The organism is Pseudoxanthomonas sp. LH2527 (assembly GCF_022539275.1).
Lineage (GTDB): Bacteria > Pseudomonadota > Gammaproteobacteria > Xanthomonadales > Xanthomonadaceae > Pseudoxanthomonas_A.
Map to the genome: position 1 here is coordinate 133,508 of NZ_JAKZBW010000005.1, position 22,460 is coordinate 155,967.

Annotated in this window: 18 protein-coding genes and 1 pseudogene; 8 read left to right on the forward strand and 11 right to left on the reverse strand. The window is 68.3% G+C overall.

Annotated features, from left to right (window positions below):
• Positions 1-218: 218 nt before the first annotated feature.
• Complete coding sequence (locus MMG85_RS04900; RefSeq protein WP_241045006.1) at positions 219-941, reverse strand: SURF1 family protein; 723 nt, start codon at positions 939-941, stop codon at positions 219-221.
• A gap of 101 nt (positions 942-1,042) precedes the next feature.
• On the opposite strand from MMG85_RS04900, the gene MMG85_RS04905 reads away from it, so the two are divergent.
• Complete coding sequence (locus MMG85_RS04905) at positions 1,043-1,264, forward strand: twin transmembrane helix small protein (RefSeq protein WP_241045007.1); 222 nt, start codon at positions 1,043-1,045, stop codon at positions 1,262-1,264.
• Between the two features lie 132 nt (positions 1,265-1,396).
• Here MMG85_RS04905 and MMG85_RS04910 read toward each other — a convergent pair whose 3' ends face one another.
• The 6 genes from MMG85_RS04910 to MMG85_RS04930 are packed head-to-tail and all read right to left on the reverse strand — an operon-like array spanning position 1,397 to position 6,139.
• On the reverse strand, positions 1,397-2,275 hold the full coding sequence (locus MMG85_RS04910; protein ID WP_241045008.1) for a cytochrome c oxidase subunit 3: 879 nt from the start codon (positions 2,273-2,275) through the stop codon (positions 1,397-1,399).
• A gap of 28 nt (positions 2,276-2,303) precedes the next feature.
• Positions 2,304-2,882 carry a cytochrome c oxidase assembly protein gene (locus MMG85_RS04915; RefSeq protein ID WP_241045009.1) on the reverse strand — a complete coding sequence of 193 codons (579 nt, stop codon included), beginning with the start codon at positions 2,880-2,882 and terminating at the stop codon, positions 2,304-2,306.
• Positions 2,879-3,013, reverse strand: a complete 135-nt coding sequence (locus tag MMG85_RS18430) for a hypothetical protein (RefSeq protein ID WP_268793362.1) — start codon at positions 3,011-3,013, stop codon at positions 2,879-2,881. The genes MMG85_RS04915 and MMG85_RS18430 overlap by 4 nt, the downstream gene beginning before the upstream one ends.
• Positions 3,014-3,032: 19 nt before the next feature.
• A complete protein-coding gene (ctaD, locus tag MMG85_RS04920) occupies positions 3,033-4,664 on the reverse strand; it encodes a cytochrome c oxidase subunit I (protein WP_241045010.1) in 1,632 nt (543 codons plus the stop codon).
• Positions 4,665-4,699: 35 nt separating this feature from the next.
• Positions 4,700-5,644, reverse strand: coding sequence for a cytochrome c oxidase subunit II (coxB, locus tag MMG85_RS04925; RefSeq protein WP_241045011.1), 945 nt, complete (start codon positions 5,642-5,644; stop codon positions 4,700-4,702).
• Between the two features lie 18 nt (positions 5,645-5,662).
• A complete protein-coding gene (locus MMG85_RS04930; protein ID WP_055941066.1) occupies positions 5,663-6,139 on the reverse strand; it encodes a DUF2244 domain-containing protein in 477 nt (158 codons plus the stop codon).
• 263 nt (positions 6,140-6,402) lie between these two features.
• Here MMG85_RS04930 and putA point away from each other — a divergent pair, with 263 nt between their 5' ends.
• The 3 genes from putA (at position 6,403) to MMG85_RS04945 (ending at position 12,091) form a co-directional block, all read left to right on the forward strand.
• On the forward strand, positions 6,403-9,717 hold the full coding sequence (gene putA, locus MMG85_RS04935) for a bifunctional proline dehydrogenase/L-glutamate gamma-semialdehyde dehydrogenase PutA (RefSeq protein WP_241045012.1): 3,315 nt from the start codon (positions 6,403-6,405) through the stop codon (positions 9,715-9,717).
• 245 nt (positions 9,718-9,962) lie between these two features.
• Positions 9,963-11,123, forward strand: a complete 1,161-nt coding sequence (locus MMG85_RS04940) for a GGDEF domain-containing protein (RefSeq protein ID WP_241045013.1) — start codon at positions 9,963-9,965, stop codon at positions 11,121-11,123.
• A gap of 14 nt (positions 11,124-11,137) precedes the next feature.
• Positions 11,138-12,091: an SMP-30/gluconolactonase/LRE family protein gene (locus MMG85_RS04945; protein ID WP_241045014.1), complete on the forward strand. Its 954-nt coding sequence runs from the start codon at positions 11,138-11,140 to the stop codon at positions 12,089-12,091.
• A 364-nt stretch (positions 12,092-12,455) separates the two neighbouring features.
• Here MMG85_RS04945 and MMG85_RS04950 read toward each other — a convergent pair whose 3' ends face one another.
• On the reverse strand, positions 12,456-13,823 hold the full coding sequence (locus tag MMG85_RS04950; protein ID WP_241045015.1) for an outer membrane protein transport protein: 1,368 nt from the start codon (positions 13,821-13,823) through the stop codon (positions 12,456-12,458).
• A gap of 223 nt (positions 13,824-14,046) precedes the next feature.
• On the opposite strand from MMG85_RS04950, the gene MMG85_RS04955 reads away from it, so the two are divergent.
• Both MMG85_RS04955 and MMG85_RS04960 read left to right on the forward strand, forming a co-directional pair.
• On the forward strand, positions 14,047-14,739 hold the full coding sequence (locus tag MMG85_RS04955) for a rhomboid family intramembrane serine protease (protein WP_055938172.1): 693 nt from the start codon (positions 14,047-14,049) through the stop codon (positions 14,737-14,739).
• 95 nt (positions 14,740-14,834) lie between these two features.
• Positions 14,835-15,155: a DUF1820 family protein gene (locus MMG85_RS04960; protein ID WP_055938175.1), complete on the forward strand. Its 321-nt coding sequence runs from the start codon at positions 14,835-14,837 to the stop codon at positions 15,153-15,155.
• Between the two features lie 93 nt (positions 15,156-15,248).
• Here MMG85_RS04960 and MMG85_RS04965 read toward each other — a convergent pair.
• From MMG85_RS04965 to gpmI, 3 genes and pseudogenes are all read right to left on the reverse strand, one after another.
• Positions 15,249-16,592: pseudogene (locus MMG85_RS04965) on the reverse strand (S41 family peptidase); the annotation flags it as partial.
• Positions 16,593-16,711: 119 nt separating this feature from the next.
• Positions 16,712-17,941 (reverse strand): peptidoglycan DD-metalloendopeptidase family protein, encoded by a 1,230-nt coding sequence (locus tag MMG85_RS04970; protein WP_345778837.1) that lies wholly within the window; start codon positions 17,939-17,941, stop codon positions 16,712-16,714.
• Positions 17,942-17,970: 29 nt separating this feature from the next.
• Complete coding sequence (gene gpmI, locus MMG85_RS04975) at positions 17,971-19,506, reverse strand: 2,3-bisphosphoglycerate-independent phosphoglycerate mutase (protein WP_241045018.1); 1,536 nt, start codon at positions 19,504-19,506, stop codon at positions 17,971-17,973.
• A gap of 159 nt (positions 19,507-19,665) precedes the next feature.
• Here gpmI and MMG85_RS04980 point away from each other — a divergent pair, with 159 nt between their 5' ends.
• Together MMG85_RS04980 and MMG85_RS04985 are read left to right on the forward strand one after the other, a co-directional pair.
• Entirely contained in the window at positions 19,666-20,322 is a 657-nt protein-coding gene (locus MMG85_RS04980) for a hypothetical protein (protein WP_241045026.1), read from the forward strand.
• A gap of 116 nt (positions 20,323-20,438) precedes the next feature.
• Positions 20,439-22,142 (forward strand): M28 family metallopeptidase, encoded by a 1,704-nt coding sequence (locus MMG85_RS04985; RefSeq protein WP_241045019.1) that lies wholly within the window; start codon positions 20,439-20,441, stop codon positions 22,140-22,142.
• Positions 22,143-22,460: the final 318 nt, after the last annotated feature.

Below are 22,460 nucleotides of genomic sequence, written 5' to 3' on the forward strand. Positions count from 1 at the left end.
ATTTTCTCACGCCCGGACGATCATTGCCGCTATGGCGACCCGACCGGACTCCCACCGGCGGGCATGACGGTGGGGTTTCGTTCGTGGTGAGCCTGTCGAACCACGCATTTCGATGGCAAGGCAAGGTCATCGTGACAGGTCGATCCAGCGCAAAGCGCGTGGTTCGACAGGCTCACCACGAACGGAGTTACGGGACTTAGTGCCTGTCCCGTGGCCGCTCAGCGCCCCTTCCGCGTACCCCGCCGACTGCGCCAGGTCAGCAGCAGCGCGGTGACCAGCACCGCCGCGGCCAGTCCGAACCACTGCACGGCGTAGCCGATGTGGCGCTCCGGCGGCAGCGTGTTGGGCAGGATGTCCAGGTCGCGGGCATGGCCCAGCGGCAGGTCGGGGTCGAGCTTCAGCACGCGCGGGGCCAGGGCCGGCACGCCGAGCGCCTGTGCGATCGCCTCACGCTGCAGCGCGATCACCAGCAGGCTGCCATCCGCCTGCGCGGCCGGCGGCGCCTGCGCGATGCCCTCGGACGGCGGCGGCACCAGCAGCCCCGCCACGTGCTGCCGGCCCGGCAGCGGCGCCATCGCCGGCATCGTGCGGTCGCCCGGCAGCGGCAGCCACCCCAGTTCCACCAGCAGCGGGGCGCCGCCCCCCGCAGGCTGGAACGCGCGGTAGACGCGCACGCCCGGCTGGCGGTCGCGCGTCTGGTTGTCCAGCAGGATCGCCGGTCCGGGCAAGAATTCGCCGTCGCCCGTGGCCCAGTCGTAGGTCAGCGCGCGTGCCGCATCGGCGGCCAGCGCCAGCGGCTGCGGCCGGCGTTCGGCCAGCACGCGCGTGGTTTCGGCCAGCATCGCTTCTTTCTGTTCCGCCCGGCCCCACTGCCACGCGCCCAGGCTGCCGAACAGCGACATGGCCAGCACGGCCAGGGTCCAACCGATCGGCAGCGGCATGCGCCGGCTCACGGGCTGCGTCCGAATGTCGCACCCGGCATCGGCTCACGCCGATGGCGCGATAATGCCCGCCTCACCGCCCCGGCCCCGTCGAGGACACCATGAACGATTCGCTGAAAACCCTGCTGATCATCGCCTTCCTCATCCTCATCCTCTGGAACCTGGGCGCGGGCCTGTACTACATGCTGGTGGACAAGGGCGAGAGCAAGCGTACGGTCAATGCCCTGACCCGCCGCATCGCGCTGTCGGTGGGCCTGATCCTGCTGGTGGTGCTGGCCATCAAGATGGGCTGGATCCAGCCGCATGGGGTCAATCCCGGCTGACGCCGGGCGGGATTGGCAATTCGGGATTCGGCATTCGTAAAAAGCAAAGAGCGACGGGCGACCGTCGCTCTTTCTTTCTGCAGCCGGGATTCGCACTTGCGAATCACCAATCCCGAATCCCCACTCCCGGCCTTACACCACGTAGACGAACAGGAACAGGCCCAGCCACACCACGTCGACGAAGTGCCAGTACCACGCCACGGCCTCGAAGCCGAAGTGGTCGTTCTTGGTGAAGTGGCCCTTGGCGCAGCGGAACCAGATGATCGCCAGCATGATCGTACCCAGCGTCACGTGCAGGCCGTGGAAGCCGGTCAGCATGAAGAACGTGGAGCCGTAGATGCCGGAGCCGAGGGTCAGGTTCAGTTCCTTGTAGGCGTGGATGTATTCCTCGACCTGGAAGAACAGGAACACGCAACCCAGCAGCACGGTGGCGCCCAGCCAGATCAGCAGCTGGCTGCGGTTGCCGGCCTTCAGCGCGTGGTGCGCGATAGTGATGGTCACGCCCGAGGTCAGCAGGATCAGCGTGTTGAGCAGCGGCAGGCCCCACGCCGGGATGGTCTGGAACTGGCCGCCCACCTGGCCCGGACCGGCACTCGGCCATGCCGCCGAGAAGCCTTCCCACAGCAGGCTGTTGGTCATCACGCCATCGCCTTCGCCACCCAGCCACGGCAACGCCAGCGTGCGGGCGTAGAACAGCGCACCGAAGAACGCGGCGAAGAACATCACTTCCGAGAAGATGAACCACACCATGCCCATGCGGAACGACACGTCCACCTGGCGGTTGTACTGGCCGCTCACCGACTCGCGGATCACGTCGCCGAACCACATGAACAGCGTGGCGCACAGGGCGGCGACGCCGGCGTAGAAGGTCCACATGCCCCACGAGATGTCGTTGAGCCAGCTGGCCACGCCGATCATCGTGATGAACATGGCGATGGAGCCCACGAACGGCCACTTGGAACTGTGCGGCACGAAGTAGACGTTGGCGTCTGGCGATGGGGCGTTTGCCATGGCGATGCTTCCGGTTGCTAAGGCGAAGTCAGGGTGCCGCGAGCGGCGAAGGCGACGTCGTGCCGGTGCCGATCCGCGCGGTCAGGGCGTCGTTCTTGAAGAAGGTATACGACAGGGTGATGGTCTTCACTTCCGCCGGCAGGTCCTGGTCCACGATGAAACGGACCGGCATGTCGCGGCTTTCGCCGGGCTGCAGGGTCTGGGCGGTGAAGCAGAAACACTCGGTCTTGGTGAAGTAGCCCGACGCGCGCGCCGGCGCGACCGACGGCACCGCGCTGCCGACGACGGCCTTGTCGCTGTCGTTGCGGGCGAAATACTTGGCTTCGTACAGCTCGCCGGGCACCACCTGCATGGTCAGCTGCTCCGGCTTGAACGCCCACGGCAGCTTGGAGTTCACGCCGCCGTCGAACTGCACGGTGACCGTGCGCTCGGCCTTGGCGGCGGCTATGGCGGCGGCCTGGCCGGGACCCTGCTCCAGGCGGATGCCGAACACCTTCTCGCAGGCGATGCGGTACAGCGGCACCAGCGAGAACGTCAGCACGAACACCGCCATCGCCACGCCGACCAGCTTGAACAGACCCGCCGAGTTGGACTTGGCAGCCGTCATGCGCTCAGCACCGCACGGCCGATGAAGGCCGCGAAGATCGCGAAGGCGATGCCGCCGATCACCCACGCCGTCCGCAACACCGCCCTGCGGCGGCGCGCGAGTTCTTCCGGGGTGAAGGCGGGCACGTTCATGCGAAGGCGCTCAGGCGTCTCAGTGCGTCACGTCGCCGTGCGCCAGGTCGCCGTCCTTGATGACCGGCGGCGTGGTGAACGTGTGGTGCGGCGCCGGCGACGGCACGGTCCACTCCAGGCCGCGGGCGTTTTCCCAGGCGCGCGCTTCGGCCTTCTTGCCGTTGCGCAGCGAGGCCCACAGGATCGCCGCCATCATGAAGGGCGTGACGAACATGCCGAACGCGCCGATCGAGCTGATCAGGTTCCAGTCCGCGAACACCGGGTTGTAGTCCGGGATGCGGCGCGGCATGCCGGCCAGGCCCAGGAAGTGCTGCGGGAAGAACAGCAGGTTGACGAACACGATGGTCCACCAGAAGTGGAACTTGCCCCAGAACTCGTTGTACATGCGGCCGGTCCACTTCGGCCACCAGTAGTAGGTGGCGGCGATGATGGAGAACAGCGCGCCGGTCACCAGCACGTAGTGGAAGTGCGCCACCACGAAGTAGGTGTCGTGGTACTGGAAGTCCGCCGGCACGATGGCCAGCATCAGGCCGGAGAAACCGCCGATGGTGAACAGGATGACGAAGCCCACCGCCCACAGCATCGGCGTCTCGAAGGACAGCGAGCCGCGCCACATGGTGCTGACCCAGTTGAACACCTTCACGCCGGTCGGGATGGCGATCAGCATGGTGGCGAACATGAAGTAGATCTCGCCACCCAGCGGCATGCCCACCGTGAACATGTGGTGCGCCCACACGATGAACGACAGGAAGGCGATCGAGGCGGTCGCGTACACCATGGCCTGGTAGCCGAACAGCGGCTTGCGACTGAAGGTCGGGATGATTTCCGACACCACGCCGAACGCCGGCAGGATCATGATGTAGACCTCGGGGTGACCGAAGAACCAGAAGATGTGCTGGTACATCACCGGGTCGCCGCCGCCGGCCGCGTTGAAGAAGCTGGTGCCGAAGAACTTGTCGGTCAGCAGCATGGTCACCGCGCCCGCCAGCACCGGCATCACCGCGATCAGCAGGAACGCGGTGATCAGCCAGGTCCAGCAGAAGATCGGCATCTTCAGCAGGTCGATGCCCGGCGCGCGCATGTTCAGCACGGTGGCGATGATGTTGATGGCGCCCATGATCGAGCTGATGCCCATCATGTGGATCGCGAAGATGGTGAACGCGACGTTGTAGCCGCCCTGCAGCGACAGCGGCGGGTACAGCGTCCAGCCACCGGCGGGCGCGCCGCCCGGCAGGAACAGCGACATCAGCAGCAGGGTGAACGCGAACGGCATGATCCAGAAGGACCAGTTGTTCATGCGCGGCAGCGCCATGTCCGGCGCGCCGACCTGCAGCGGGATCATCCAGTTGGCCAGGCCGACGAACGCCGGCATCACGCCGCCGAAGATCATGACCAGCGCGTGCACCGTGGTCATCTGGTTGAAGAACTCGGGGCTGACCAGCTGCAGGCCCGGCACCATCAGCTCGGCACGGATGATCACCGACATGCCCGCGCCGATGATGAACATGATGAAGCTGAAGATCAGGTAGAGGGTACCGATGTCCTTGTGGTTCGTGGAGAAGAACCACCGGTCGATGAAGCCCTGCTGGTGACCGTGATGATCGTCGTGCCCGTCATGATGGGAATCGTGGGCGACGGTGGAGTTGGCCATGTGCTTGCTCTCTTGCAGCTAAAGCGGACGATCGATCAGCCCTGCGCCGACGGCGCGGGGGTCTCGGCGGTGGGGGCGGCGTCGACCGCCGGCGTCGCGGCGGCGTCGGCCGGAGCGGCTTCCGCAGCGGGCGCGGCCGGCGCGGGTTCGGCGGCCGGGGCGGGCTTCTTCGAGGCCAGCCACTGGTCGAACTCGGCCTTCGGCACCGCCTTCACCACGATCGGCATGAAGCCGTGGTCCTTGCCGCACAGCTCGGCGCACTGGCCGCGGTAGATGCCCGGCTCCTTGATGTCGGTCCAGGCCTCGTTGACGATGCCCGGGATGGCGTCCTGCTTCCAGCCCAGCGCCGGCACCCACCACGCATGGATGACGTCGTCGGCGGTGATCACGAAGCGGATCTTGGTGTCGGTCGGCAGCACCAGCTGGTTGTCGACGTCCAGCAGGTAGTGCGGGTGCGCCTTGATCTCTTCCTGCGTGGCCTTCTTGTTCTGGCGCAGGCGGTCGGACTCGCGGTCCAGGCGGCTGGTGAAGGACACGTCCTCACCCAGGTACTCGTACTTCCACATCCACTGGTAGCCGGTGACCTTGACGGTCATCTCGGCATCGCGGGTGTCGTACATGGCGATCAGCTTGGCGGTCGCCGGCCAGGCCATGACCACCAGGATCAGCACCGGGATGACGGTCCAGATGATCTCGGCGGTGGTGTTGTGGCTGAACTGCGCGGCCACCGCACCCTTGGAGTGGCGGAACTTGAACATCGCGTAGCCCATCGCGCCGAACACGATCAGGCCGATCACGATGCAGACCCACAGCGCGATCATGTGCGCGTCGTAGGCATGCTGCGAGGACGCGGTGACGCCCTTGCCCATGTTCAGCTGCCACGGCTTCGGATCCGCCGACTGCGCCCAGGCCAGCGCCGGCATCGCCAGCAGCGTGCACGCCGTCACCAACCGCTTCCACATCCCATTCACTTGCGTCATTGCCTAGACCCCAATGCGTCATCGGTTGCGGCCACTCGCGGCCGCCAGTAAATCCTGCAACGTGTCCGCCAGCTCCCGGCGCTCGGCCGGTCCAAGGAAGTCGCCCACCCGGACCTGCCTGCCGCTGGATGCCAGCGAAATCCTTTCGCCTCCCCGCTCGATGCCCAGGCGGACCCAGTACGGGTGCGCCCGGAACACGACCCCGGCGCCGGAGGTGGTCACCTCCACCGCGTCGGGACCGATGCGGATCTCCTCGCCCCGCTCGCCGCTGCGCCACAGCACGCGCAGCGCCGTGGCCACGATGGCCGAATGGAGCAATGCAAAAGCCGGCGCGAAGGCATTGCCTCCCCACCAGCCCAGCATGGCGACGATCCACATCGCACCCGACAGCGCCCCGAACAACATCACGAACTGGCGGCGCGTCAGCGCCCGCGGCGGCCGCAGCCTGAGCTGCGCGCCGTGTCCGTCCCACGATGACGGCACCACTTCGATCATGTCGCCCGCCACGCGCTCCGGGCTGCGGAAAACCGTTAAATGGTAGCCCCCGGGCACATGGCGCGGCAAGTTGCATTGATCCGGCACAAGGCGCGCATGCCGCTGGCGCGGGCCGGAGATCGCCTTCACGCGGGGATTCCGCGACTGCCGTCACCGCCCGGTGGATGCGGGCTCCGCAGGCCCGTCGAGACGGCACGGCGGGCATATCCGGGCTGCCCGCGCGGCCCTAAACTAATGGACTGCCTTTGGACTGCCCCGCCGTCATGTCGACCCCTTCGCCCGCCCCGTCGCCCGCCGCACCCGTGGCCGGCGCCATCGTCTCCCCCGAGCTTCCCGCGCCGCCGTCCGCCCTGCGGGCCGCCATCACGGCCGCCTGGCTGCGCGACGAGACCGCGCATGTCCGCGAGCTGCTGGAACAGGCCCGCCTGCCCGCCGAGGAGCAGATCCAGGCCCAGCGGCTGGCCGTGGACCTGGTCAAGCGCGTGCGCGCCCGCGCCCAGGACCAGGGCGCCATCGAGGCCTTCATGCGCCAGTACGACCTGGGCAGCGAGGAAGGCGTGCTGCTGATGTGCGTGGCCGAAGCGCTGCTGCGCATCCCGGACCAGGAAACCGCCGACAAGCTGATCCGCGACAAGCTGGGCGACGCCGACTGGCAGAAGCACCTGGGCCAGAGCGACTCGGTGCTGGTCAACGCCTCCACCTGGGGGCTGATGTTGACCGGCAAGCTGGTCAACCTGAACGACCTGACCCGCGCCGACGTGCCCGGCGCCTTCAAGCGTCTGGTCGGCCGCGTGGGCGAACCCGTCATCCGCCTGGCCGTGCGCCAGGCCATGCGCATCATGGGCCACCAGTTCGTCATGGGCCGCACCATCGACGAGGCGCTGGCGCGCAGCCGCAAGGGCGAGAACGCCGACTACCGCTATTCGTTCGACATGCTGGGCGAAGGCGCACTGACCACGAAGGATGCCGCGCGCTATCTGGAAGCCTATCGCCAGGCCATCCATGCGATCGGCCGCACCGGTCCGTTCGCGGATGTGTTCGCCGCGCCCAGCATCTCGATCAAGCTGTCGGCGCTGCACCCGCGCTACGAGCACGCCAAGCGCGCCCGCGTGATGAAGGACCTGGCCCCGGCCATCCTGGAACTGGCGCAGTTGGCCAAGTCGTACGGCATCGGCTTCACCATCGACGCCGAAGAAGCCGACCGCCTGGAGCTGTCGCTGGACCTGATCGAGGCGACCTTCTCCGACCCCTCGCTCGACGGCTGGGAAGGCTACGGCCTGGCCGTGCAGGCCTACCAGAAGCGCACGCCGTACGTGATCGACTTCCTCGCCGACCTGGCCCGCCGCGTCGGCCGGCGCATGCCGGTGCGCCTGGTGAAGGGCGCGTACTGGGACGCCGAGATCAAGCGCGCGCAGATCGACGGCCACCCGGGCTATCCGGTGTTCACCCGCAAGCCGAACACCGACGTGTCGTACCTCGCCAACGCACGCCGCATGTTCGACCACGGCGACGCGCTGTATCCGATGTTCGCCACCCACAACGCGCAGACGATTGCCGCGATCCACACGCTTTCCCTTCTCCCTCCGGGAGAAGGTGCCCGGGGGGCGGATGAGGGTGCGGGGCATCCGGGTGCCGGCGCTCGCGCCGTACCCTCTCCCCAACCCCTCTCCCAAGGGGAGAGGGGCTTTGAATTCCAGAAACTGCACGGCATGGGCGACGACCTGTACGCCGAAGTGGTGCCCAAGCACCGTCTCGACACGCCATGCCGCGTGTACGCGCCGGTCGGCTCGCATGAGGACCTGCTGCCGTACCTGGTGCGCCGCCTGCTCGAGAACGGCGCCAACAGCAGCTTCGTCAACCGCATCACCGACGAGAACGTGGCCATCGAGGACCTGGTGCGCGACCCGGTGCAGACGGTCTCGGAATTCGACAGCATCCCGCACCCGCGCATCCCGCTGCCGGTCGACCTTTTCCGGAGCCAGCCGGCTCCCATCCAGCATTCAGACAGGGACAACTCCATGGGCGCCAACCTCGCCAACGACAACGACCTGCGCGCACTGGCCGAGCGCATCAATGCCTCCGTCAAACCGTGGCGCGCCGCACCGCTGGTGCCGGGCGCCGTCGTGTCGAGCGCGGCGTTGCCGGTGACCAACCCGGCCGACCGCCGCCAGACCGTGGGCGAATGGCAGCCGGCCGACAGCGGTACCGTGGAGAAGGCGCTGGCGAACGCGGTGGCCGCGCAACCGGCCTGGGACCGCACGCCGGCCGCCAGCCGCGCCGCGATCCTCGAACACGCCGCGAACCTGCTGGAGCAGCGTCTGCCCGACTACATCGCGCTGTGCGTGAAGGAAGCCGGCAAGACCATCCCGGACAGCGTCGCCGAGGTGCGTGAAGCCGTGGACTTCCTGCGCTACTACGCCGCGCAGGCACGCGCGCAGTTCGGCGCGCCCGAGCACCTGCCCGGCCCCACCGGCGAATCCAACCAGCTGCAGCTGCAGGGTCGCGGCGTGTTCGTCTGCATCAGCCCGTGGAACTTCCCGCTGGCGATCTTCCTGGGCCAGGTCAGCGCCGCCCTCGCCGCCGGCAACAGCGTGATCGCCAAGCCGGCCGAGCAGACCAACCTGATCGGCCATGCGGCGGTGAAGCTGCTGCACGAAGCCGGCATTCCCGATGCCGTGCTGCAGTTCCTGCCCGGCGACGGCGCCACCGTCGGCGCCGCGCTGACCAAGGACCCGCGCGTGGCCGGCGTGGCGTTCACCGGCTCCACCGAGACCGCGCGTGCGATCAACCGCGCGCTCGCCAGCCGCGACGCCGGTCCGATCGCCACCCTGATCGCCGAAACGGGTGGCCAGAACGCCTTCATCGCGGATTCCTCGGCGCTGCCCGAGCAGCTGGTGAAGGATGCGATGGGTTCCGCATTCACCTCCGCCGGCCAGCGCTGCTCGGCCGCGCGCGTGCTGTTCGTGCAGGACGACATCGCCGACAAGGTGATGACGATGCTCGCCGGCGCGATGGACGAACTGAAGGTCGGCGACCCCGGCCTGCTGTCGACCGATGTCGGCCCGGTGATCGATGCCGACGCGCTGAAGATCCTCGACGACCACGCGGTGCGCATGGCCAAGGAAGCGCGTCTGATCAAGCAGGCCAGCGCCGGCGAGGACACCGCCCACGGCACGTTCTTCGCGCCGCGCGCGTGGGAACTGACGTCGCTGGACCAGTTGCACAAGGAAATCTTCGGACCGGCGCTGCATGTGGTGCGCTGGAAGGCCGACGATCTGGACAAGGTGATCGATGCGATCAACGCCACCGGCTACGGCCTGACGCTCGGCGTGCATTCGCGCATCGACGAGACTATCGACCGCATCGCCGCGCGGGTGAAGGTCGGCAACGTCTACGTCAACCGCAACCAGATCGGCGCCGTGGTCGGCGTGCAGCCGTTCGGCGGCCAGGGCCTGTCGGGCACCGGCCCCAAGGCCGGCGGCCCGCACTACCTGCCGCGCTTCGCCACCGAGAAGACCGTCACCGTCAACACCACCGCGGCCGGCGGCAACGCGTCGCTGCTGACGCTGGGCGAGTAACGCGTCGCACGGCGTTCGCGCGACGCTGCTTCACCAGGCCCCGCTCCGGCGGGGCTTTTTTTGTCCGTGACCCACGGCACTGACGCGGCCGGCGACACGCGGCGATGCTGCGGACAGCGCGGCCGCCGTCGCGGGAGATCCGCAACGCGTGCGCACGCAGCGTCCGCACGTCACTGCCGGATTGCGCCGTATCCTGCGTTCTGGCATCGACTGGCCGTTCCACGTCCAGCAGGGCTCCACCACGCATGACGACCGATTTCTACAACCTGCTGCTCAGCGATTGCGCCCTCGCGGCCATCTTGCTGGCGCTGTTCTTCTACGTGGGCAGGATCTCGCGCGGCGTGCGCGGCATTGCGACCTGGGGCGTGGCCCACTTCCTCTACTCGCTGGGCGCGGCGATGCTGGACGGCACCGCGCAGACGCTGGAACGCGCGGGCAATGAATCGCTCGCGGACGGCATCGCCGGTGTCGGCGGCCTGCTGGCGTGCGCGGGCCTGGTGGGACTGGCGTGGTCGATCATCCAGTTCGTGCAGCAGCGCGCGCTGCTGCGGTGGGAACGCGCACTGCTGCCGCTGTGCCTGGGCTTTTCGCTGATCGGCATGCTCATGGGCGGCGGCGTGGATGCGCAGGGCGCCGCGATGAGCGCCACCGAAGTGATCGTGCTGCTGGTGATGCTGCGGCACCTGTTCGCGCTGCGCAGCGCGCCGGACCACGTGCCGGCGCGGTTGATGATGGTCGGCTGCCTGGTGCTGCTGTGGCTGTACGGCGGCGACCTGCTGGCCGCGCTGACAGGGCGCTACGGCCCCAACCCCATGTGGGTGAACCTGGACCTGTCGATCTGGTTCATGCTCAATTTCTGCATGCTGATGCTGGCCAGCTTCCGTGCGGCGGAACCGTTGCGGCGCAGCGCACTGTTCGATCCGCTGACCGGCGCATTGAACCGTCGCGGCCTGGATAACGAACTGGAGTCGCACAGCGCGCGGCCCGCGACAGAGCACGGGCTGGCCGTGATCGTGCTGGACCTGGACCACTTCAAGGCCGTCAACGACGACCATGGCCACGAGACCGGCGACCGCGTGCTGCAGCGGTTCTCCGACGTGGTGCGCGGCTGCATCCGCAGCGAGGACGTGTTCGCCCGCCTGGGCGGCGAGGAGTTCATGCTGGTGCTGCGCGACACCCAGGCCGATACCGCGCAGGCGCTGGCCGAGCGCATCCGCCAGCAGGTGATGGCGCTGGAATTCGCACCCGCCGGCCGCGCCATCCGCGTCACCGTCAGTCTGGGCATTTCCTTCACCGCCGATCGCCATGCGCCCTACGACGTCCTGATCCGGCTGGCCGACGAGGCGCTGTACGCGGCCAAGCACAAGGGTCGCAACCGGATCGAGGTACGCTGGCACCCCGCCTGACCCCGAGACCCCCCATGCCGCGTTGCCATCGCCTTGCCCTCGCCCTGTTCCTGTGTGGTGCCGCACCGCTCGCGCACGCCTCGGCCTATCGCTCGGTCTGCCCCGCCGATCCAGGCCACGCGCCCACCGGGGAACTGACCGCCACCCGCGTCGCGGCGGCCAAGGTCGACGACGACCAGGACCGGCTGTACGAGGGTCCGGTGTGGAAGGACGGCGCGCTGTACCTGTCGGACTTCGTGCACAGCGGACGCTTTCCTTCTCGCATCCGCCGCTTCACGCCGCCAGACCGCTGGGAAACCGTGCTCGAGGACAGCGGCAGCAACGGCCTGGCGCTGGACACTGACGGCCGCCTGCTTGCCGCCACGCACGACCGCAAGCAGGTGGCGCGCGTGGACCTGGCCGACGGTTCGCGCACGGCGCTGGTGTCGAGCTTCGACGACGCGCCGTTCAATTCGCCGAACGACCTGGTGATGGCGGCCGACGGCACGCTCTACTTCACCGACCCGGATTACCAGCGCAAGGCCGCGCCCGGCGGACAACCGCTCACGCGCGTGTACCGTCATCACGACGGCAAGACGACGGTGGTGGACGACACGCTGCGCAATCCCAACGGCATCGCATTGTCGCCGGATGGCGGCACGTTGTACGTCGCGGGCGGCACCGACGATGGCGACGTGCTGCGCGCGTACGCGCTGCGCGAAGGCGTACCTGGACCCGGCCGCGACCTCGCCCGCATCAACGGCGGCGACGGCCTGGCCGTGGATTGCCTGGGCAACGTGTACGTCACCGAACATGGCGAGCGGCGGGTGCGCGTGTTCTCGTCCGCCGGCGAGGTGCTGGCGACTATCCGCGTGGACGCCAACATCACCAACGCCGCGTTCGGCGGCCAGGACCGCAGCACCCTGTTCCTCACCGGCGCGGCCAGCCTGTGGTCGATCGACCTGGACGTGGCGGGGCTGCCGTACTGAGCTCGTAGGGTGCGCTATGCGCACGACGCATGGACGTGTCACCACCGCGCGTGCGCTGAATCCTTCTCCCCCCGGGAGAAGAGCCTGCCCCGTACGCGATACGGGGTGGCGCGCAGCGCCGGATGAGGGTGTGCGTGCCGCTGAACCCACCCCACTTCGCCGACCCTCACCCCAACCCCTCTCCCGGTGGGAGAGGGGCTTCAAGCGCGACGCGGACGTAGCGTGCGCCATGCGCACGACGCATGAACCCGTCACCGCGCGTCGTGCGCGCGGCGCACGCTACGTGGATCGCGCCCACGCTTGCACATGCAACAAAAAAACCCCGCCGAAGCGGGGTTTTTCGTGGTCCGGATCCGTGCCGCGATCAGAACTTGTACTGCATCGCCACGCCGAACAGGTCGGCGCCGCCTTCGAAGTCGCCGACCAGGCGCGCGCGCGTGCTGGTGGTCAGGTCCACTTCGGGGGTGTCGACGATGTCAATCTTCACGTAGCTGGCGCTCAGCTCGAAGTGCTCGGACACGTTCCAGGTCATGCCCAGCGAGTACCACATGCGGTCCTGGTCGGGCAGGCGCGGGGTGCGGTACGGACGGCTGACCGGGGAGTCGTCGCGGGCCACGCCGGCGCGGAAGGTGAACTTGTCGCTGAACTTGTACTCGCCACCGATCGAATAGAACCAGTTCTCGTCCCAGCTGTAGTCCTCGACCGAGTCGGGCTGCGCGGGGTTGTCGAACTCGATGCGGATTTCCTGCAGCGACGACCATTCGGTGCGGGTGGCTTCGGCCATCACGGTGAAGCGGTCGGTGGCGTAGTAGGTGGCGCTGAACGCATCGACGGCCGGCGTGGTCAGGTCGGCACCGCCGCCGCCATTGATGAAGACGCTGTTGCCCAGCGCGGCGCGGACGTTGGCCGGCACTTCGAACACCGAGTCGCCTTCCAGCTCATGGTCGATCTCGGAGCGGTGCGAATAACCCAGCGACAGCTTGTCGGTCGGGCGCCAGTTGACGCCGACGATCCAGCCCAGGCCGTTGTGGGTGCCGTTGATGCTGGCGAAGCCGTCGTTGCGCTGCGGACCGAACTGCGCGGTCGGGCCCACGCACGCGGCCGGACTGCGGCCGCAGATGATGGTGCCGAAGTCGACCGCGTTGGACAGGGTGACGTCGGCGTGTTCGTAGATCAGACCGGCGCCGACCGAGAAGCTGTCGCTCAGCTCGAGCGAGGCGGCCAGGGTCAGGTCGACGATCTTCACGTCCGATTCCAGCGCGTGGTAACGGCCCTTCCAGCCGTCGTCGTATTCGGTCTTCAGGCCGAACGGCGCGCTGATCATCATGCCCAGCGTCAGGTACTCGAAATCGCCGCTCAGCGGCAGGATGAAGGAGGCGGCCGGCACGGCGGCCACGTCACCGGCGTCGCCGCCGTTGCCGCCGGTCAGCGGCTGCTGGAACGGGGTGCCGGTGGCGGCGGTGCCGCTGCCGGTGAATTCGTAGGACAGGTCGATCGCGGTGACGTCGGCCTGCAGGGTGCGCTCGGTGAAGGTGGACATGACGGCGGGGTTGTTGACCACCACCGAGGCGTCGCCCTTGGCGGAGGCCGAACCGGCCATCGCGCGGCCCTGGGCCTTGACGCTGTTTTCCTTCAGCTGGAAGGCGGCGGCGTGGACGTCGCCGTAGGCGAGGACGCCGGCGATGCCGAGAGCCAGCGCCGAGACGCGGGTGAGGTGCTTAGCAAATTCCATGGAGTGTCTCCGGAGACGTGGGTAATGAGTACCTGCGCCGATCCGGTCGCGGGTGTTGTATTCCACCCGTTCGACCTGCCGGAAGCCCCTCCCGACATACGACGCCGTATGCAGTATACCCGCTAACTAAACTCTAACAATCCGCTGTAAGTCATTGCCCCTATTCAGTTTCGTTGCGTCGCACCATGGGCAGTGCGGCAGGGACCGGCTACAGTGCGCGCGCATGTTCGTCTCGCTGCCTTCCCGCCGGAAACCCCCCGTCCGCTGGGCCACGCCCGCCCTGCTGGTCCTGTTGTCCGCCACCTTCTGCTGGGCGCTCACGCTCGGCGACGCGGCGCAGGGCCACCTGCTGACCCGGTGGGGTGCGTTGACCGGGGGCATGGTGGCGCCGGAGGTGTGGCTGGCCTCGCTGCAGAGCGGCACGGTGCTGCGGCTGTTCACGGCGCTGTTCCTGCACGCGGACTGGGCGCACCTGCTGGGCAACCTGGTGTTCCTGCTGATCTTCGGCCTGCCGTCCGAGCGGGCGATGGGGCCGTGGCGGTTCCTGCTGCTGTTCCTGGTGGGTGGCGCCGTGGCCAACGTGGCCGCCGTGCTGAGCATCGGCACACCGGACCGCGTCATCATCGGCGCCAGCGGCGCGATCTCGGCGGTCATCGGCGCCTACCTGGCGCTGTTCCCCACCGCCAAGCTCGGCGTGGTGCTGCCGCTGGGCCTGTTCCTGGAATTCGTCAAGGCGCCCGCCTCGCTGCTGATCGGCATCTGGGCGCTGCTGCAGGTCGTGTTCGCCTACACCGGCCCGGCCTTCGGCGCCGTGGCGTGGTGGGCGCACATCGCCGGCTTCCTGTTCGGCGTGGTGTTCGCGCTGTTCGTGCGCGCCGCCATCGCGCGGCGGATGCGCCAGCGGCAAGGGTATTGAAGGCAGGAGTGAGGGGAGAGAAGTGAGGAGTGAGAAAAGGCGGCCGTGCTTTCGCTCACTCCTCACTCCTCTCCCCTCACTCCTATAATCGCCGCATGAAGAAGACGCTCTACAAGATCACCTTCCACAACCACACCAAGGTCTACGAGCTGTACGCACACAAGGTAGCGGCCAGTGGACTGTGGGGCTTCACCGAAGTCGCCGACCTGGTCTTCGACGTGCACGAGGGACTGGTGGTGGATCCCACCGAAGAGCGGCTGCGCGACGAGTTCGGCAACACCCGGGTGCTGCACCTGCCGATGCAGAGCATCATCCGGGTCGAAGAGGTCGAGCGGAAAGGCCAGTCGGCGATCCGCGATGCGGCCACCGGCGAGAAAGTGGTCACGCCGTTCCCGATGCCGGCCAAGCCGCGGTAGGCGGGAAAGTCGATCATCCTGAGGGAGCGACGTCAGTCGCGAATTGCCGACACCGGGTTCGCGACTGACGTCGCTCCCACACCGTCGTGCTCAGCGCCGCTGCCGATCCGACGTTGTCCGCGCCGTCGCGGCGACCTTCTTCAGTTCCGCCAATGCGGCGGTGATCGGCGCCTCGCCATCCAGCACGTCGCCGGGCACGTAGCCGGCAGCGCCTTCCTCGTCGCCGCGCAGATGGCCGGGCAGCGTGGCCTCGGTGATGAAGAGCTGGCCGTCCTGCTCCACCACGGAACCCGGCTTGCCGCCCGTCTCCGGCTTCACCACCACGTCCGGCACGATGCCGCTGGCCTGGATCGACTTGCCGCTGGGCGTGTAATAACGCGCGGTGGTCAGCTTGACCGAGTCACCGTTGTCCAGCGGCAGTACGGTCTGCACCGAGCCCTTGCCGAACGTGCGACTGCCGACCACGCGCGCACGCTGGTTGTCGCGCAGCGCGCCGGCCAGCACTTCCGATGCGCTGGCCGAACCGGCATCGACCAGCACCACCACCGGCGCGCCGTCCAGGCGGTCGCCGGGCGTGGCGTCGAACTTGGAATCGCTGATCGACAGGCGTCCGCGCGTGCTGACGATGTTGCCCGAGTCCAGCAGGTCGTCGGCGATCTGCACGGCCGCCAGCAGCAGGCCACCGGGGTTGCTGCGCAGGTCCAGCACCAGGCCGCGCAGCTTGCCGTTCTCCTGCAGTTTGTCGACCTGCTTCTGGAAGTCGGCAGCGGTGTCGGTCTGGAAGGCGCTGATGCGCACGTAGCCGTAGCCCGGTTCGAGCACGCGGCTGCGCACGCTGGCCACGCGGATGGTGTCGCGCACCAGGCTAACGTCGAACGGCTTGGGCGTGCCCTCGCGCACGATGGTCAGCACGATCCTGCTACCGGGCGCGCCACGCAGCGGCTCCATGCCGTCTTCGGCACTGATCGGCTTGCCGTCGATGGCGGTGATCAGGTCGCCGGACTTGATGCCGGCCTTGGCCGCGGGCGTATCGTCGATGGGCGAGACCACCAGCAACGTGCGGTCGGGTTGCTGCATCAGTTCCACGCCGATGCCTTCGTAGGCACCGTTGGCCTGCTCGTCGAAGGCTTCGGAATCGGCCTTGTCGAAATAGGTGCTGTGCGGATCCAGGTCGAGCAGCAGGCCGCGGATGGCGGACTGCATCAGCTTCTTGTCTTCGACCGGCTCGACGTAGGCCTCCTTCACCGCGTTGAACACCGCCACGTAGCGGCGGATTTCCTCCAGCGGCACCTTCGGCGCGTTCTCCGCGGCGTCGGGATCGTCGCTGGGCGCGACCACCGGAGGCGCTTCCGGCAGCGGGGCCTGCTGCTGCGCCCAGGCCGGCAACGCGGCCAACAGGGCGACGGTCAGGAGAGCCAGGGGAAGACGCTGCAGCATGCGCGGAGCTCCGTAAAGGGCGGACGATGGACACCGCGAACGCCCGCGGAGTTCATCCGGATTATGCGTGAAGCCGTGCGGACCGGATGTTCAAGCCGGGTTATGGCCGGCGGCGCCGTTCATCGCCGCTGCAGCCACGAGGACGGATCGACCGGCTGGCCGTTGCGGCGAAGTTCGAAGTACAGCGCGGCCTGGCCCTGCCCGCCCGAGGTGCCGACGCGCGCGACCGCCTCGCCACGCTTCACCCGGTCGCCACTGTCCTTCAGCAGACTGTCGTTGTGCGCATACAGGCTCATATAGCCGTTGCCGTGGTCGAGGATCAGGATCAGGCCGTAGCCGGTCATCCATTCCGAGAACACCACGGTGCCGTCGGCCACCGCCGTGACCGGGGTGCCGGACGGCGCACCGATCAGCACGCCGGTGCTGGCGCGGCCATCCGGCAGGCGACCGCCATAGCGCGCCAGCAGGTTGCCCGAGACCGGCCAGCCCAGTCCGCCCACTTTCAGCGGCGGCGCCGACGCCACGGCCGGACGCGGCGGTGCGCTGTCGCGCGCGGGCCGCTGGCTGGTGCCGGCGGTGTCGCGCTTCTTCGCGGCGGCCGCCTCGGCGGCGGCACGACGGGCAGCAGCGCGTCGCTCCGCTTCGGCGCGGGCGGCGGCGGCGCGCAGGTTCGCCAGCAGGCGCTCCAGCGAACGCGCATCCTGTCCCAGCGCCTTTTCCTTGCTCGCACGATCCTGGTAACGCTCGTCCAGATCGGCCACCAGGCTGGCGCGCGACCTGCGATCCTTTTCCAGCTGCGCGACCTGGTCGCGTTGCCGCGCCCGCGCCGCGTCCAGTTCGACGCGGCGGGCGGCGATGTCCTGCTCCACCTGGTCCAGCGCCGCCAGTTCGGTGTTGAGGGAAGCGATGCGGCGCGCCTGGTCGCGCTGCACATAGCGGTGGTAGGCGAGCAGGCGGTTGGCGTCGGCCACACGCTCCTGCGACAGCAGCACCTTCAGTGGCGCATCGTCGCCGCGTTGGTACGCCGCGCGCACCAATCCCGCCAGTTGCGCGCGCTGGGCCGCCTGCTGTGCGCGCATCGCATCGCGCTGGCGCTGCAGGTCTTGCAGTGCGGCGGCTTCGCGGCGCAGCGCCGCTTCGGTCTCGGCCAGCGAGCGTGTGGTGCGCCCGACCTGTTCGTCCGCGTCACGCAGCTGGCGCGACGCGGCACCGCGCTCGCCTTCCAGCTTGCGGCGTTCCTGCGCGATCGACTTCAGCTCGCTGCGCACGCGCTGCAGCTTCTGCTCGGCCTCGCGCGAGGACTGCGCCGGGGCGGGCGCCACCAGCGACAACCCCGCGAGCAGGAGCACGCCGCATGCGAGCCGGACGCGATGCGGCATCAGGCGTCGATCAGGCTGCGGCCGCTCATGTCGGCCGGTTGCGGCAGGCCCAACAGCTTCAGCAGCGTCGGCGCGACATCGCGCAGCGCGCCGCCGCTGCGCAGCGTGGCGACCGGTGCGCCTGCCGGCTGCACCAGCACCAGCGGCACCGGGCCGACCGTATGCGCGGTATGCGGCTGGCCGGTGGCGGGGTCGCGCATCATTTCCAGATTGCCGTGGTCGGCGGTGATGATCATCGCGCCGCCCGCCTGACGCACGGCGGCATCGATCGCGCCGACCGCCTTGTCCACCGCCTGCGCGGCCAGGATCGCCGCCTGCAGGTCGCCGCTGTGGCCGACCATGTCGGGATTGGCGATGTTGCAGACGATCGCGTCGAAGCGGCCCGAGCCGATCGCATCGACCAGCTTCTCGGTCAGCTCCGGGCAGCTCATCTCCGGCTGCAAGTCGTAGGTGGCGACCTTGGGGCTGGGGATCAGGATCCGCTCCTCCCCGGCGAACACGTCCTCGCGGCCGCCACTGAAGAAGAACGTCACGTGCGCGTACTTCTCCGTCTCGGCGATGCGCAGCTGGGTCAGGCCGTGCTCGGCCAGCAGCTCGCCGAAGGTTTCGCGCAGATCATCCGGTCCGAACGCCACCGGCGCCGGCAGCTTGGCGTCGTATTCGGTCAGGCAAACATAGCGGGCGAGCGTGGGCACGCGGGCCTCGAATCCGTCGAACGCCGGCGACACGAACGCCGCGCTCAACTGGCGCGCGCGGTCGGCGCGGAAGTTCATGAACACCACCGCATCGCCATCGGCCATCGGCCGCGCGCCGTCGATGACGGTGGGCAGCACGAATTCGTCGTTCTCGCCGCGCGCATACGCGGCCTCGAGCGCAGCGATGCCACTGGCGGCATGGTGGTCGCTACTGGCTTCGACCATCGCATCCCACGCCAGCCGCACGCGGTCCCAGCGCTTGTCGCGGTCCATCGCGTAGTAGCGGCCGCTGACCGAGGCGATGTGCGCGTTGCCGAGTTTCGCGCACAGGTCCTGCAGCGCGCGCAGGCTGGGTTCGGCCGACTTCGGCGGCGTGTCGCGGCCGTCGAGGAAGGCATGCACCGCCACCCGCGGCACGCCCTGGCGCTTGGCCAGTTCGAGCATCGCGAAGATGTGCAGTTCGTGGCTGTGCACGCCGCCCGGCGACAGCAGGCCGAACACGTGCAGCGTCTTGCCGTCGGCCTTGGCGGCGTCGCAGGCGGCGACGAGCTCGGCGTTGGTGTAGAAGCTGCCGTCTTCGATGGCGGCGTCGATGCGGGTCAGGTCCTGGTAGACGATGCGGCCCGCGCCGAGGTTCATGTGGCCGACTTCGGAGTTGCCCATCTGCCCGTCGGGCAGGCCCACGTGGCGCCCCTCGGTGTGTATCAGCGTGTGCGGCGCGGTGGCCAGCAGGCGGCGCCAGTTCGGCAGGTCGGCCTGCGCCAGCGCATTGTCGGTGGGGTCTTCACGATGGCCCCAGCCATCCAGGATCAGCAACACGACGGGCTTGGGACGCTTCACGGACGCAGGGGATGCGGACACGGCAGGATTCCAGTGACTTCAGGCAGGTGACGATTGTAGCCAAGCATGGTGCCATCCTTGTCCGCACGCCAGCGTTTAAACCCTCGTCCACGCTGGCGCATCAGACCGATACGAGACCACCCGAGAGGCAATCCCATGATCCGTCCCCGTACCGCGCTGCTGCTGACCCTGGCCCTGGCCACCACGCCTGCCCTGGCCCAGCAGGAAATCTCCAAGGTCAACGGCAGCATCACCGCCGACGCCGGCCAGGCCTATGGCGACCTGGACACCGTCAACGGCAGCATCCGCATCGCCGAGGGCGCCACCGCCGAAGACGCCAGCACCGTCAACGGCAGCATCAACGTCGGCGACAAGGCACGCGTCGATTCGCTGGAAACCGTCAACGGTTCGATCCGCGTCGGCAAGGACGTGCAGGTCCGCAAGGACGTGGAGACCGTCAACGGCAGCATCTTCACCGACCGCGGTACCACCGTCGGCGGCGGCATCGAGACCGTCAACGGCGCCATCGGCCTGGTCGCCACCCAGCTGGCCGGCGGCATCGAAACGGTCAACGGCGACATCACCGTCGGCATCGGCTCTCAGGTGAAGGGCGGCATCAAGGTCGAGAAGCCGCAGGGCTGGAGCATCAAGCCCAAGCGCGACCCGCGCATCATCATCGGGCCGAACGCCGTGGTCGAAGGCCCGCTGGTGTTCGAGCGTGCGGTCACCCTGTACGTGCACACCAGCGCCAAGGTCGGCACGATCACCGGTGCCACCGCCAAGCCGTTCAGCACCGACACCGCACCGGCCGAGTAAGCCTCGCTGCCCCCTCCCCCGCTCGCGGGGGAGGGTTGCGGTGGGGGCGCTGTTCGCGCAAAGCCGGACCCGCCCGTTACCGCTAGAATCGGGGTTCCGTTCGCTGAGGAATCCCGATGTCCCGCAAGTTGATGCTGGTGCTTGCCACCGCCGCCGCCCTGGCCGCGTGCAAGCGCGAACCCGAGGCGCCCGCCGCCGCGCCGGAAGCCGCCACCCCACCCGCCGCGGCGCACACCTTCACCGCCGACATCACCGAGGGCGACTTCGCCGACATGGTGAACACGCTGGCCTCGGACGAGTTTGAAGGCCGCGCGCCTGGCTCGGTCGGCGAAGAGAAGACCGCCGCCTATCTCGAAGCGCAGATGAAGCGCATCGGCCTGCAGCCGGGCAACAACGGCAGCTACTTCCAGGACGTGCCGATGGTGGAAACCACCGCCGACGAGGCCGCGACCACGCTGTCGCTGACCACCTCCACCGGCAAGCGCGACCTGAAGTTCGGCACCGACTACGTCATCGGCACCCGCACCGGCCAGACCGAGGTCAAGCTTGACGCCAGCGACCTGGTGTTCGTCGGCTACGGCGTCGATGCGCCGGAGCAGCAGTGGAACGACTACGCCGGTCAGGACTGGACCGGCAAGACCGTGGTGATGTTCGTCAACGACCCGGGCTTCCACAACAAGGACGAGGCGCTGTTCGGCGGCAACCGCATGACCTACTACGGCCGCTGGACGTACAAGTTCGAGGAAGCCGCGCGCAAGGGCGCCGCCGCTGCGCTGATCGTGCACGACACCGCTGGCGCCAGCTACGGCTGGGACGTGGTGAAGAATTCCTGGTCCGGCGCGCAGTACGACCTGCCCGCCAAGGACGACCCGGAGAAGCGCATCCCGCTGCAGGGCTGGTTGAGCGCCGAGGCTGCCAAGCAGCTGTTCGCCGATGCGGGCCTGGACCTGGACGCCGCCTACGCCAACGCCGGCAAGCGCGGCTTCAAGCCGGTGCCGCTGAAGGCGCAGCTGTCCGCCGCGGTGAAGAGCACCATCACCGAGAAGACCTCGCGCAATGTCATCGGCGTGCTGCCGGGCGCCAGCAAGCCCGACGAAGCCGTGCTGTACATGGCGCACTGGGACCACCTGGGCAAGCATGAGGGCGAAGAGGGCGACAACATCTACAACGGCGCCGTCGATAACGCGACCGGCGTGGCTGGCATCCTCGAGATCGCCGAAGCCTTCGTCCACCAGGATCCCAAGCCCGCGCGCTCGGTGGTGTTCGTGGCGGTGACGCTGGAGGAGTCCGGCCTGCTGGGTTCCAAGTACTACGTCGCGCACCCGACCTTCCCGCTGGACAAGATCGCCGGCGTGATCAACCTCGACGCGATGAGCGTGGGCGGCAAGTCGCGCGACTTCGTGGTCACTGGCAAGGGCAACTCGCAGCTGGAAGACATGCTGAAGGTCTACGCCGACCAGCAGGGCCGCGTGCTCGCCGAGGAAGGCAACCCGGCCGGCGGCTACTACTTCCGCAGCGACCACTTCAACTTCGCCAAGGCCGGCGTGCCGGCGCTGTACGCCAAGGGCGGCAACGACCTGCTGGACGGCGGCGTGGACGCCGGCAAGGCAGCGAGCGAGGAGTACGCCAAGCGCTACCACCAGGCCAGCGACGAAGTGCACGACGGCTGGAAGCTGGACGGCGTGGTGCAGGACCTGCAGGCACTGTACGGCGTGGGCAAGGACCTGGCCGTCGAAGGCGCGTGGCCGAACTGGTACGACGGCAACCCGTTCAAGGCTGCGCGCGACCAGATGATGAAGGCGGAACCGGCGAAGAAGTAAGCCTCACGTTCCGATGCGACATGAAAACGGCGCCGAGAGGCGCCGTTTTTTGTTCCTTCTCCCCGCCTGCGGGGAGAAGGTGCCCGGAAGGGCGGATGAGGGGCGAGCGCGATGATGTTCCGCACGATGTCTCTCCGCCATCATCGAACTCGGCAATCCAAGTGCGCAGATCCCGGATCATGCCTCCGTTCGCCCCTCACCCGCCTTCGGCACCCTTATCTCTTGGCGATCTGCCAGATTAGATGCCGAGAGCCGGCGTGGTCGAGCGTCACACCTTGGGTGCTACGACCGCGGGAGAGCAAGCTCGCCACGCCGGAA